Source organism: Idiomarina aquatica (assembly GCF_004362895.1).
GTDB lineage: Bacteria > Pseudomonadota > Gammaproteobacteria > Enterobacterales > Alteromonadaceae > Idiomarina.
The window spans coordinates 37,128-50,096 of the sequence record NZ_SNXI01000010.1; the positions used below are offsets into that span (position 1 = coordinate 37,128).

General features: G+C 48.6%; 13 protein-coding genes. 8 read left to right on the forward strand and 5 right to left on the reverse strand.

Translation table 11 applies throughout. The features are described 5' to 3' along the window. Window position 1: 1 nt before the first annotated feature. The 6 genes from sufC to DEU29_RS08550 are packed head-to-tail and all read left to right on the forward strand — an operon-like array spanning window position 2 to window position 4,547. A complete protein-coding gene (sufC, locus tag DEU29_RS08525) occupies window positions 2–754 on the forward strand; it encodes a Fe-S cluster assembly ATPase SufC (RefSeq protein ID WP_133539942.1) in 753 nt (250 codons plus the stop codon). Continuing rightward, complete coding sequence (sufD, locus tag DEU29_RS08530; RefSeq protein WP_133539943.1) at window positions 751–1,998, forward strand: Fe-S cluster assembly protein SufD; 1,248 nt, start codon at window positions 751–753, stop codon at window positions 1,996–1,998. The genes sufC and sufD overlap by 4 nt, the downstream gene beginning before the upstream one ends. Then, on the forward strand, window positions 1,995–3,212 hold the full coding sequence (locus tag DEU29_RS08535) for an aminotransferase class V-fold PLP-dependent enzyme (protein WP_133539944.1): 1,218 nt from the start codon (window positions 1,995–1,997) through the stop codon (window positions 3,210–3,212). Before sufD ends, DEU29_RS08535 begins: the two co-directional genes overlap by 4 nt. Before the next feature lie 14 nt (window positions 3,213–3,226). After that, window positions 3,227–3,583, forward strand: coding sequence for a HesB/IscA family protein (locus tag DEU29_RS08540; RefSeq protein WP_133539945.1), 357 nt, complete (start codon window positions 3,227–3,229; stop codon window positions 3,581–3,583). 17 nt (window positions 3,584–3,600) lie between these two features. Beyond that, complete coding sequence (gene sufT, locus DEU29_RS08545; protein ID WP_133539946.1) at window positions 3,601–4,134, forward strand: putative Fe-S cluster assembly protein SufT; 534 nt, start codon at window positions 3,601–3,603, stop codon at window positions 4,132–4,134. A 2-nt stretch (window positions 4,135–4,136) separates the two neighbouring features. Next, window positions 4,137–4,547 (forward strand): SufE family protein, encoded by a 411-nt coding sequence (locus DEU29_RS08550; protein ID WP_133539947.1) that lies wholly within the window; start codon window positions 4,137–4,139, stop codon window positions 4,545–4,547. Here the strand turns inward: DEU29_RS08550 and DEU29_RS08555 are convergent. The 4 genes from DEU29_RS08555 to DEU29_RS08570 are packed head-to-tail and all read right to left on the reverse strand — an operon-like array spanning window position 4,544 to window position 8,485. Then, window positions 4,544–5,071 carry a cytochrome b/b6 domain-containing protein gene (locus DEU29_RS08555; RefSeq protein ID WP_243734525.1) on the reverse strand — a complete coding sequence of 176 codons (528 nt, stop codon included), beginning with the start codon at window positions 5,069–5,071 and terminating at the stop codon, window positions 4,544–4,546. The genes DEU29_RS08550 and DEU29_RS08555 overlap by 4 nt on opposite strands. 4 nt (window positions 5,072–5,075) lie before the next feature. After that, on the reverse strand, window positions 5,076–5,357 hold the full coding sequence (locus tag DEU29_RS08560; protein ID WP_133539948.1) for a PepSY domain-containing protein: 282 nt from the start codon (window positions 5,355–5,357) through the stop codon (window positions 5,076–5,078). Beyond that, the gene (locus DEU29_RS08565) at window positions 5,344–6,303 is read right to left on the reverse strand and encodes an SPFH domain-containing protein (protein ID WP_133539949.1); all 960 of its coding nucleotides are present in this window, start codon (window positions 6,301–6,303) and stop codon (window positions 5,344–5,346) included. The genes DEU29_RS08560 and DEU29_RS08565 overlap by 14 nt, the downstream gene beginning before the upstream one ends. Before the next feature lie 7 nt (window positions 6,304–6,310). Further along, window positions 6,311–8,485, reverse strand: coding sequence for a prolyl oligopeptidase family serine peptidase (locus DEU29_RS08570; protein WP_133539950.1), 2,175 nt, complete (start codon window positions 8,483–8,485; stop codon window positions 6,311–6,313). A gap of 104 nt (window positions 8,486–8,589) precedes the next feature. Between DEU29_RS08570 and DEU29_RS08575 the strand changes: the two genes are divergently transcribed. Together DEU29_RS08575 and DEU29_RS08580 are read left to right on the forward strand one after the other, a co-directional pair. After that, a complete protein-coding gene (locus DEU29_RS08575; RefSeq protein WP_133539951.1) occupies window positions 8,590–10,473 on the forward strand; it encodes an alkaline phosphatase D family protein in 1,884 nt (627 codons plus the stop codon). Further along, complete coding sequence (locus tag DEU29_RS08580) at window positions 10,470–11,417, forward strand: hypothetical protein (protein WP_133539952.1); 948 nt, start codon at window positions 10,470–10,472, stop codon at window positions 11,415–11,417. The genes DEU29_RS08575 and DEU29_RS08580 overlap by 4 nt, the downstream gene beginning before the upstream one ends. 1 nt (window position 11,418) lies before the next feature. Here the strand turns inward: DEU29_RS08580 and DEU29_RS08585 are convergent, their stop codons facing one another. Next, complete coding sequence (locus DEU29_RS08585) at window positions 11,419–12,966, reverse strand: HAL/PAL/TAL family ammonia-lyase (RefSeq protein ID WP_133539953.1); 1,548 nt, start codon at window positions 12,964–12,966, stop codon at window positions 11,419–11,421. Between the last annotated feature and the right edge of the window lie 3 nt (window positions 12,967–12,969).

A 12,969-nucleotide genomic window follows, 5' to 3' on the forward strand; every position in this document is an offset into this window, starting at 1 on the left:
CATGTTAACGATTAAAGACCTACACGCACGTGTAGAAGAAACTACCATTCTTAAAGGCCTTAACCTGGAAGTGAAACCGGGTGAAGTACACGCCATCATGGGCCCTAATGGTGCCGGTAAAAGTACGCTTGGCTATGTATTGTCCGGTCGCGAAGGTTATGAAGTCGAAAGTGGCAGTGCTGAACTCGATGGTAAGGATTTATTTGATATGGAAGTAGAAGAGCGCGCGCAAGCCGGCGTTTTTCTTGCTTTCCAATACCCGGTAGAAATTCCCGGCGTAAGCAACATGGAATTCATGAAAGAATCAGTCAACGCGATGCGCGAAGCTCGTGGGGAAGATGCATTAAGCTCGGCCGAGTTCCTGAAAAAAGCGAAAGAAGCATGCAAGCACGTTGAGTTGCCGTTGGACTTCTTAAAACGAGGCGTTAACGAAGGTTTTTCCGGTGGCGAGAAAAAACGCAACGAGATCATGCAAATGATCATGCTTGAACCTAAGCTTGCGATTCTCGATGAGTCTGATTCAGGCTTAGACGTTGATGCCCTGCAAGTGGTTGCAAAAGGCGTAAACAGCCAACGCGACGGTAACCGCAGTTTTATCGTGGTTACCCACTATCAGCGGCTGTTGGACTACATTGAACCCGACTACGTGCACATCTTATCGCAAGGCAAAATTGTTAAGAGCGGTGGCCCTGAGCTCGCTAAAGAAGTTGAAGCCTCGGGTTACGCGTGGTTGAAAGAGGGAGAAAGCGCATGAGTCAATGGTTAGCCCACGTTATTGAGCGTGCTGCCAACGTTGACGACTGGCTGTCTCCGGTACGCGCTAACGCGCTTGCCCAGCTAAAGCAAAAAGAGTGGCCGGGACGTCGCACCGAGGCATGGCGCTATACGTCACTGCACAAAGTCGCCGATTTGAACCTGCAAGCCGGCAGTCAGGCGAGTGCAGAAGCTCCTCAGGTTAATGGTTTAAACAGCATCGATCTGGTATTTGTTGATGGCCGCCTGACGACTGATATTGCTCAGTTGCAGCTGCCCGCAGGTATCAGCATTACAGCCTTAGATGCTAAAAGTGAGGCTGCCGATGCATTATTCGCAAAAGTTAAGCCTGCGCACCATTTATTTGGACTGATCAACGATGTGCTTGCGCAACAAGGCATTGTTATTGATGTAGCTGAAGGCTCACAGGTCGAACAGCCCATTCGTATTGTGAATGTTGCTACCGACGGCGTTGAGTCACACCAACGCACACTGGTTCGTGTTGGTAAAGGCGCTCGCGCAACCATCATTGAACACGGTGCCGGCAACGAGCAAAGCCTAAACACAGTGTTTGCCGAGTATGACATTGCTGACAACGCAAAACTCGAACATTACCGCTTAGCGTTGCAAGAAGACCAGGCGATTCATGTTGGCGGTAGTCACTTCCGTCTGCACAATGAATCGAAATTAAACAGTACATTGGTTGGTTATGGCTCACAGTTAACACGCCTGGATGTTGATATCGAGCATGCCGGTGAACATGCCTTTGCCAAGTTCAATAATATCTATTTGCTGGCACCGCATGAGCATTTCGACCTGCACAGCACGATTGAGCACGCACAACCCAATGGTACCACCGAAGAAAATGCTCGTGGCATTATCGGCGACAAAGCTAAAGCGGTATTCAACGGTCGTATTCATATTCACCGTGACGCCCAAAAGACGTTGGCGGAACTGAATAATCGCAACTTGTTGCTGTCGCGCGGAGCACAGATCAATACCAAGCCCGAGCTTGAGATCTATGCCGACGACGTGCAGTGCGCTCACGGCGCTACAGTCGCCGAGATTGACGAAGAAGCGCTTTATTATATGCTGACACGCGGCATCGATAAGCAACAGGCATTGGTTATGCTCAACTTTGGTTTTGTGCAGGAGCTACTGTTTCAAATGCCGAATAAAGCATTGGCGGATTGGTTGCAGCCGATTTTACGGCAGCGTTTTGAGCGCATGATGGAGCAAAAATGACCCTGAACGTCGCACAAATTCGTGAGCAGTTTCCGATCCTGGCGCGTCAGGTTAATGGTCAGCCGTTAGTTTATCTGGACAATGCGGCAACAACGCAGAAGCCGCAGGCGGTTATCGATGCGCTGGTTGACTACTACACACAGTGCAACTCGAATGTGCATCGCGGCGCTCACTACTTGTCAGATGAGGCGACTAAGCGTTATGAAGCCGCCCGCAAAACCGTTGCTCACTACATTAACGCAGGCCGCCCAGAGGAAGTCATTTGGACCAGCGGTACCACCGAGGGTATTAACCTTGTCGCTAATGGTATGGCGCAACGTTTAAAAGCAGGCGACGAAGTCATGGTGACCGAAATGGAACACCATGCAGACTTAGTTACCTGGCAGCAGGCGTGTAAACGCTCAGGCGCGACGTTAAAGATTGTACCTATTCATGATAACGGCGAACTGAATAGCGATGCGTTTTATGATTTGTTGAGTGACAACACGGCATTCGTCGCAATGCCGCATATCTCGAACGCGTTAGGTACCATTAATCCGATTAAAGAACTGACCGCCGCGGCTAAGGCGCGCGGTGCGTTTGTGTTGATCGACGGGGCGCAAGGCGTTGCTCATGGTGCTATCAACGTACAGGATATTGGCTGCGATTTTTACGTGTTTTCGGGTCACAAACTATTTGGTCCGACCGGTATTGGTGTTTTGTGGGGTCGTTATGACGTACTCGCCGACTGGCCGGTGTGGCTCGTTGGTGGTGAAATGATTGCAACAGTGACCTATCAGGACGCGACTTGGGGCGAATTGCCCAATCGCCTCGAGGCCGGCACCCCGAATATCGCAGGAGCAATCGGTTTAGCTGCCGCCATTACCTGGTTACAGGGATTCAATGCCGATGATATCTGGGCTCATGAGCAGGCATTGCTTAAACGAGCCACCGAGCTCGCGGAAAAGACCGACGGTATGCGTATCATTGGCACGGCCAGCAACAAAATCGGCGTGCTTAGTTTTATTATCGAGGGTACGCACCCGGCCGATATTGGCTTTATACTCGATAAGCAAGGCGTCGCCATTCGTACCGGCGATCACTGCGCACAGCCATTGATGAAAAGATTGGGTGTGCCCGGTACGGCTCGAGCTTCTTTTACTATTTACAACACCATGGACGATGTTGATGCGCTGTTTAAAGCGATCAATAAAGCCCGCATGATGTTGGCTTAACGACGGGAGGAAATATGTCTGTCGAATCTTTTGTCCCATCAACCGCGTTAGTCTCGATGACTGACAGCGCGATTCGATATTTCGAATCGCGCCTAGAGGATCAACCAGGCAACCTCGTGAGGTTATCGACTAAAGCCAGTGGTTGCACCGGTTATGCCTATGTCCTGGATTCGGTTGATAATGCACAGGAAGGCGATGAGTTAGTTAAGATCAACGACAACATCACCGTTGCTGTTGCAGCCAACGCCATCGAACTGCTGCGTAACACCGAAATTGACTACGTCAAAGAAGGCATTAACGGCATTGTGAAGTTTAACAACCCCAACGTTGTTAACGAGTGTGGCTGCGGCGAAAGCTTCAGCGTCAGTTAAAAGGCTGCCGTAACCCTATGCAACAGAAAATGGTCAACACCTTGCGCGAAGTAAAAGCGCGCAAGGTCCCTTCAGGCGAACCCAAAGTTATTCCTAAAGGTGAATTTGTTAATATAACTCAGGACCTCGGCGGTAACTACACGGTAACGTGGCAAGGTAATATGCTGCGTATAGACGGTACCGATGGCGATGCCATTGGTCGCAAACCGGAAAAACTTGATTTCGAAGCGCCCGCTGACGGGAAAATCTCGGAACAACAAGTTTGGGACGCATTAGAGACGATTTACGATCCGGAAATTCCTATTAACCTGGTATCGCTTGGGCTAATCTACAAGGTGGACGTTGACCAAGACGCCAATCAGGTAAATATCGACATGACCTTGACCGCCCCGGGTTGCGGCATGGGTCCTGTGCTCGTTGGTGATGTTGAGTACCGTGTTTCACTGGTGCCTTTCGTGAACAATGTAAAAGTTAACCTGGTATTCGATCCGCCATGGTCTCGCGAAATGATGAGCGAAGAAGCGCAACTAGAAGCAGGAGTGTTTTTCTAATCATGAGTAACCTACCCAGCACTGAAGAAATCATTGACGACCTGGAGTTTCTGGACGACTGGGAACAACGCTATCAGTATATTATCGACCTGGGCAAGGCACTGCCTGGCTTGCCGGAAGAGCAGCATAGAGACGAATACCGGGTACGTGGATGCCAGAGCAACGTATGGTTAATCAGCGAACAAAGAGGCGGTAAGCTATTGTTTCACGTCGATAGCGACGCAGTTATCGTACAAGGTCTCTTGACGCTGGTGATGGCGGCTTATGATGATAAAACCCCGGCGCAAATACTCGAATTTGATATCGATGGCTATTTTAATCGGTTGGATTTAGAAAATCACATCACGCCCACTCGGGGAAATGGTCTCCGTGCCATCGTTGGTAAGATTCAGGATATTGCCAAAGCCAGTTAGTCGTTCGGCTTTCGCCATCCTGTGATCATGGGTCGTATTAATGCGATACGACCCCACCAGCCAATAATCAACACCGCTGCAATATGCAGTAAAGCCCCCGCATATAACGCGTGAGCAATCAGCTCGTGAATATTCTCCACTAAACTACTGCCAAAAAATCGGTCTGTTTCTTCAAGTAAAAAGCCGGTTAACCCTTGCCCCAGAAACAGTAACCAAAACACCAATATTAGCATGCCCCCCAAAGCATTATGGCCTTGTCGCTGTGACAGTCGCCGCATACGTAAGTGATCAAAGTGTCGCCGTAGGCGTAACGGGGTAGGAAAAAAGTCAGTGATTCGTGCGGTTTGTGGGCCAATAAAGCCCCACCCGATTCGCAATAAAACCAGAGCCACGGCGCTGTAACCGACCCATTGATGAATCGTTTCGCCGGGCTCCAGGATAAAGTAATTCAATGTAAATGCGACAATAATTAGAACATGGTAAAGCCTAATAAACGGATCCCAGATTAACCTTGTCGCACTCACCGTATTACTCCATTTCTTGTTTTACGATACTGCCGTCAACAGGGTTAAAGTAAATTTCAACTTTATCGCCAGCGGGACTTTGGCCATAGATTTCATAACAATTACCGGGTGTCACCTTAAACTCGTTAATTTGGTAACCCTGTTGCTCAAGGCCTGCTTGAAACTCGCCCTCGTCCATCCATTCCGAGCTTGCAGCGGTCGTACACTGGGTAACACTTTCTTCGGCGCTGCAGGCTGCTAATAACGAAACTACAGCAGCTGAGGTTGCTAACTTAATCATGTTCATCTTGTGCTCCTTTTGTTACTTCTTTTTTGCGCGCGGGGTTTTGCTCGTTAGCCGCTTCCATCGCGGCCATCAGATTGCTCGACAACGAATCGAGTTGCCCGGTAGGCTGTGGCAACATAATAACCTTACTGGAAGAATTATCGAATGAGCCGAGTACATCAACATAGTTGGTGAACTTCAGCAAATCAATGACATCACGTGAGGTCACGTCCTGGTTTTCATTAGTCACCATGGCAATAGAATCTCTTAAGCCCTCGGCAATTGCACGGCGCTGCCCGGCAATACCCTCGCCTTGCAAGATTTTAGATTCTTTGTCTGCCTCAGCCTGCTTTACCTTGATTATTTTTTCAGCCTCGGCTTTGTGCTCAGCCGCGCGCCGCTCCCGCTCTGCCGCATTGATTTGGTTCATTGAATCTTTAACCGACTGATCCGGATCTATATCGGTAACCAAGGATGCAATGATTTCAAAACCATAGCCTTCCATAGTGTCGCGCAGCTGCATTTTCACATCGTTAGAAATACTGTCTTTGTTATCAAAAACTGCATCAAGGTTTTGCTTAGGTATCTGCGCCCGCACCGTATCAAAAACATAGGACTGCATTTGCCATTCGGGATTTTCCAGCTGATAAAACGCGTTATATACAGCATCTGTTGAGCCTACGCGGTATTGCACTGAAACCCGCACCACCACAAATACGTTATCGTTAGTTTTAGTCTCTACATCAACGTCCAGTTGGCGCGTCCGCATAGACTCTTTATGCGCAACTTGTTCAACCAAGGGAATGATAAAGTTAAGACCCGGGCGCAATAATCGCCGATAGCGACCAAAAAGCTCAATAATAAAAATACGTTGTTGGGGGACAATACGAATCGAGCTCGCTAAAAGAGCGAGCCCGATTATAATGACCACCACCCATAAAATGGGAAAGTTGGCGGCGTTTTGCATTATTCAATTACTCCTGTGGTAATGATTCGTAACCCATGTGGTAGAGGGTGAAACCAAAAATATCGGAATACTGTTCAATCGTTTTTGAAACGGGTGTCCCGGCGCCATGCCCCGCATTCGTTTCTATACGAATGAGCTGTGGGTTATCTCCACCCGCCTTTTCTTGCAGTTCTGCAGCAAATTTAAACGAATGGGCCGGCACAACGCGGTCGTCATGGTCACCCGTCGTGATCAATGTTGCCGGATAAGCCACACCTTCTTCTACGTTGTGTACTGGTGAGTAGTTTAACAAGTACTCGAACATTTCCGGGCTATCTTCTGCGGTACCGTAATCGTAAGCCCAGCCAGCACCAGCGGTAAAGGTGTGGTAACGCAACATGTCCAGTACCCCAACTGCCGGTAACGCAACAGCGAATAGTTCAGGCCGTTGTGTCATCACGGCACCCACTAACAAGCCGCCATTAGAGCCGCCTCGTACAGCAAGTCGCTCAGATGATGTGTAGTCCTCATCAATTAAGTACTCACCCGCAGCGATAAAATCATCAAACACGTTTTGCTTTTGCATCTTAGTACCGGCTTTGTGCCACTCTTTGCCGTACTCGCCGCCACCGCGCAAGTTAGCCACGGCATAAACACCACCCATCTCCAACCAGGCTGCGTTAGCAATACTAAAGCTTGGGGTCAGGCTAATATTAAAGCCACCGTAACCATACAAAATCGTTGGGTTGCTGCCGTCCAGCGCCATACCTTTTTTGTGCGTGATAATCATCGGTACCTTGGTACCATCTTTAGAGGTATAAAATACTTGCTTGCTGACATACTGACTGGAGTCAAAATCAGCACCCGACTCTTCGTATACCACTGATTCGCCGGTATCCGGATTCATTTCATAAATCGTTTGTGGCGTGCTGTAGTTAGTAAAGCTATAGAAAACTTTTTCAGCGTCTTGTTTCTCGCTAAAGCCGCTGGCACTGCCAACGCCTGGTAACTCGATATCACGTACTTTGTTACCGTCGTAGTCGTATTGCTCCACTTTAGACACGGCATCAACCATGTACTCGGCAAAGATATAGCCGGCACCGGTAGACGGGTTCAATACATTATCGCTGTGCGCAATAAAATCCTGCCAGTTCTCCGGCTGCGGATTGCTTGCATCAACGGTCACCACACGACCATTTGGAGCATCCATATTGGTCTCCAGATACAACATATTATCGCGACTGGTTAATACCGATGTGTCGTAGTCCATGTTGCCGTCAACTAAAACCAGGTCAGCATCCGGGTCACTCAGGTCTTTAATGTAAAGCGTGTTGCCTGATGTCGAGTTCGCTGCAGATACCACCAGGAAACGGTCATCTTCGGTAACGTAGCCGCCAACATAGCGATGTTTTTCTTCTTCCGTACCACCAAAAATTAACTGATCGTCAGACTGCGCTGTGCCTAACTCATGGTAATACAATTTATGTTGGTCAGTTTTCGCCGACAGCTCACTGCCTTCGGGCTTGTCATAGCTGGAATAATAAAATCCGTCATTACCTTTCCAGGAAATACCGCTGAACTTGACGTCAACGAGCGGCTCTTCCAGTTGCTCACCGGTTTCGGCATCAATAACAATGATTTTTCGCCAGTCACTACCGCCTTCAGAAATAGAGTAAGCGGCAATCGAGCCGTCCTCGCTAAAAGTTAATTGCGCCAACGAGGTGGTACCGTCTTCGCTAAAGGTATTCGGATCTAAAAAGACCTCAGCTTCCGCATCCTCACTTTTTTTACGATAAACGACATACTGGTTCTGCAAACCATCATTTTTATAAAAATAAATGTAGTCGCCTTCAAAACGCGGGGCGCTAACTTTTTCGTAATTCCAAAGCTCCGTCAGACGTGCTTCGATTTTTTCACGAAACGGAATATTTTCGAGATGATCAAAAGTTACTTCATTTTGCGCTTTTACCCAGTTTTCCGTCTCTTCGCTCCGATCATCTTCTAACCAGCGATAGGGATCGGCAATTTCGGTCTCAAAGTAAGTATCGACAACATCTCCTTTCCGCGTTTCGGGGTACTGCATTTGCGCGCTCTCTTGTTGTGCTTGTTGCTCTGTTTGTGGTTCTTGCGCTTGCTCTGCAGATTGTTGTGGCGAACATGCCATTAATACACTCGCGGCAACCGCGGTTAAGACCATTCTCATTGTTATTCTCCTGTGTCTATTTATTGCAATACGTTAGCAGAACTAGGCAGCAAGAGGAATCTTTGCTAGAAAGGTAACGACTGTCAGCAAAAAAAGAGCGACCAGTGGCTGATTTACCCCAGATCATTTGCGGACCTATTTTACGTTCGGTCGAACCTGACGCCATTATTCTATGGCTAGTTACATCTCATGATAGTCCAGCAGATGTGCGACTAACTGTCGATATTGAACGCTGCGATGAGCAATTAGTGAGGGTCGGTCGATACGCCTGGATTCGTCGACTCTGCATCACACCTAAAACACCACTACCCGATCAGCACTACATAGAATACGACGTGTTGTTTGATGGTCAGGGGATTAAACACACATCACCGCACTTGCTGTACGCCGACCAGCATAGTCCCGGTTTTGTATTTAAAAGCAATATCGATAAGTTACTACACGGCTCTTGCCGTCGCCCCCATCATGCCGCTACCGACGGCTTAGTTCGTGTGGACCAAAAACTCGAAGCATCCGTCAATAGCCCGGCAGATAGACCAGCGCTACTCCTCCACTCGGGTGACCAGGTTTACGTTGATGATGTAGCCGGGCCAATGCTGGTGGCTATAAAACAGGTTATAGAACAACTCGGGCTTTATGATGAACACTTTGACGGCGCTCCGTTCAGCTCGTTGCAGGAACTCTATCAGTCGGACAGACATTACTACGCACGCGACTCGCTATTGCCGGATACTGAATCAAACGAGGCTATCACCGAGAAGTTTTTTGGTGGCGTTCGCAAACCTATTTTTACTTCCAGTAACGCAGCCAATCACCTGATATCGTTGAGCGAAGTCATTGCCATGTATTTGTTGTGCTGGTCTCCACAACCATGGTGTTGGGTAAATATCGAGACGCCAACGTCACTCTGTGAGCAAAATAAACAACGCTTCAACACCGAGTTACAGGCGCTAAATGAATTCAGTTCCAATCTGCCAAAAGCTGCTCGAGCATTGGCCAATATTCCTAACTATATGATTTTCGATGACCATGACATAACCGATGACTGGAACTTATCGGCACTATGGGAGGAAACAGCCTATGAACCCCCCTTCTCCAAACGCATCGTTGGTAATGCTTTAATTGGCTACTTATTATGCCAAAGCTGGGGCAATCATCGTGACCAATTTCAGCCGTTGATAAATCACCTACAAGAAGGCCCCCCATCTGACTCCATCTGGCCACAATCCATGCAAGATGCCCTTATCGATAAGCTTCTGTATTTTGAGCATTGGGATTATGACATTAATAGCCAACCCGCAATTATTGTGCTCGATACCCGCACCCAGCGCTGGCGAAGCGAACGAGCGCGAAGCAAGCCATCAGGACTCATGGATTGGGAAGCGTTAACCGCTTTTCAGCATAAACTCATCGACAAACCATCGGTAATTGTTGTTTCGCCTGCGCCGATGTTCGGGGTCAAATTAATAGAAGCCATACAAGACGTGTTTACCTTCTTTGGCAAGCCGTTATTAGTCGACGCCGAAAACTGGATGGCGCACCAGGGCGCTGCCGAAGTCATGTTGAATATTTTTGCGCACCGGAAAACACCTGAACACTTCACTATTTTATCAGGCGATGTGCATTATTCTTTTGCTTACGATGTGCATTTAAAGCACCGCAAGCGTTCCCCTCGCATATATCAAATAACCAGCAGTGGCATCAAAAATGAGTTCCCGGATAAACTATTGGAGTGGCTTGATCGGTTAAACCGTTGGCTATTTGCGCCCTATTCCCCGTTAAACTGGTTCACTAAACGCCGACGCTTTCGTGTAACACCTCGCCTGCCAAGCGAACGCGACGCCGGGGAGCGTTTGTGGAACCAGTCTGGCATTGGTTATGTCGAGTTCAATAAAGAGGGTATACCGCAGCTAATCCAACAACTTGGTGCTTCGCGAGGCGAGTGTACGTTCACCCCTTCGAAAGTTAACAAGGAGTCCACCGAATGAAACAAACCCCGTTTGATAAACAACGCCAGCAGCGCTATGACAACAAGCAGCGTGAATTTCTGTTAGCGATCATTACCGATGAAGATGATTCTTCACAAGTCGAACTCGATGATGGTCAAACGGCATGGCGCTCTACCTTGCGTTATGACGAGCTAGTTCGCGAAGCAACGGGCACCTATGAGCTGCATGATATCGAAGAGGATGATGGAGGAGAACATCACTTAATCAGCTTGATAGCGGAAGGTGGCAGAGGCGCGGAATTCTCAGAGCTGGTCATGTTCGGTAAGCACTTGATGACCTTTGATGATCGTACCGGACTAGTCTGCGAAATCCGTCACCAAAATCAATTGGTACCCCGGCAAATTTTGATGACCGGTAGTGGCGATGAAAAATTTAAAGGCTTTAAAAGTGAGTGGGCAACCATAAAAGGTAACGAACTGATTGTCGGGAGCCATGGCAAAAAGCCTGAAGAAGAATGGATCAAAGTGATTGGGCGTAATTACGGCTTACAAAGCATCAACTGGCATGATAACTATCAGGCCCTGCGTGAGGCTGCAGGCCTAGGGCCTGAAGGATACATGGTTCATGAAGCCGCAGAATGGCATCCACAACTGCAAAAGTGGTTGTTCTTTCCACGTAAAATATCAAATCAAGCCTTTGAACCCCAACACGATGAAAACTGCTGCGGTAGTAACAAATTATTTATTGTTAGCGAGGACTTTAGCGACATCCAGATAATCGAAGTAGGCGAAGCTATAGGTGAGCGCGGCGTCTCTTCATTCAAGATTTTACCCGGCTTTCCTAACGAATGTGTAGCACTGAAAAGCGTTGAAGTGGGAAACCGAACCGAAACCTATTTTTTTGCTTTCGATCTGCAAGGAAACGTTTTACACGCTGATACACTCATCGGTCATTATAAGTGTGAGGGGATTGAGATTGTTTAATCTACTCAGACTCCGCGTATAAGCTCCATGGCTTGCCTCGAACTTTTTCTAACCAGTGACGAAGTTCGTGTTCCAGCGGTCTATCTTCTACTAGCAGTTCGAATTCAGCGGCTAGCGACGCTCGCATTGCCGCCAACTCTGGCCCGGTGTCACGCAGCTTCCCTGCCATACGTTCGCGCAGAACACTGCCCTGATAGGACGCTAACAAGGTGGCCACTGTCACTTGCTCCGTGAGTTCGAGTACCCGCATACAATCGCGAGCTGCGATGGTTCCCATACTGACCTTGTCCTGATTGTGACATTCAGTGGAGCGTGAAAAAACACTCGCAGGCATGGTCAGTTTTAGCGCTTCTGCAGTCCAGGCAGAACAACCAATTTGCACCGCTTTAAAGCCATGGTTAATCGCCTTTCGCTCGCCTTCAGCCGCCGATAAATTCGATGGCAAGTCATGATTCATTTTCGTATCAAGCAACAACGCCATTTGCCGGTCATGCAAATCGGCCAGGTTCGCTATAGCTGCTTTCATCGAGTCCATGACCATAGCAATGTGGCCGCCGTAGAAGTGGCCTCCATGCAAAACATGCTCGCCAATACCATCAATAATCGGGTTATCGTTAGCACTGTTCAGCTCGTTTTCAATGGTGTCTTTGAACCACGGCAAAGCGTCTTTCAACACACCAATGATGTGCGGCGCACAGCGAATGGAGTAGCGGTCCTGCAACCGGGAGGAATTACGCGGATGCTCATGATGATTCAAGTCGTCACGTATCCACTTGGCGACTTGTTGCTGGCCTTTATGCGGCTTAACGGCAAACAGCAGTTCGTCAAAATGGTTTGAATTACCGTCTAATGCAATGCTGGCTAACGCAGTAATGCGGCTGGACAGGCGGGTTAAATAGTCAGCACGATCCCAGGCCAGACAAGCCAGTGCGGTCATCACCGCCGTGCCATTCATTATCGCTAAACCTTCTTTGGGACGCAGCGTGTGAAGTTCGACACCCAGAGCCTTGAAAGCTTCCGCGCTTGTCATAATTTCACCGTTAAAGCGAACATCCCGCTCGCCAATTAAAGCGCCAGCAATATAAGACAGCGGTGTTAAGTCACCACTGGCGCCAACACTGCCCTCTTTAGGAATTAGTGGCAGCATATTTTCATTCAGCATCAGTACCAAACGTTCTAACAGCGGCCAACTCACCCCTGAGTACCCCTGAGTCAGCGATGCCAGGCGCACCGCCAAAATAGCGCGCGTTTCCTGCTCGTTAAAGTAGTCGCCCAACCCACAGCCGTGGAAGCGTGTTAAATGAATAGGCAGCTCTGAAACCAGGTTGTCAGGCACAGAAACGGTACAGCTGTCACCATAGCCCGTGGTCACGCCGTAAATCACGCCATCCTGCTCTAACAGGTCATCGAGGAAACGAACACCAGCGTCAATTCGGGCAACAAATTCCGGCGCTTTACTCAAGGTTGCTGTCACCTCATTGTTAGCAAGCGCTACAACATCCTTTATGGTGACCGGCTGTTCGCCAAAACAAACGTTTGCTGTCGTCATAGT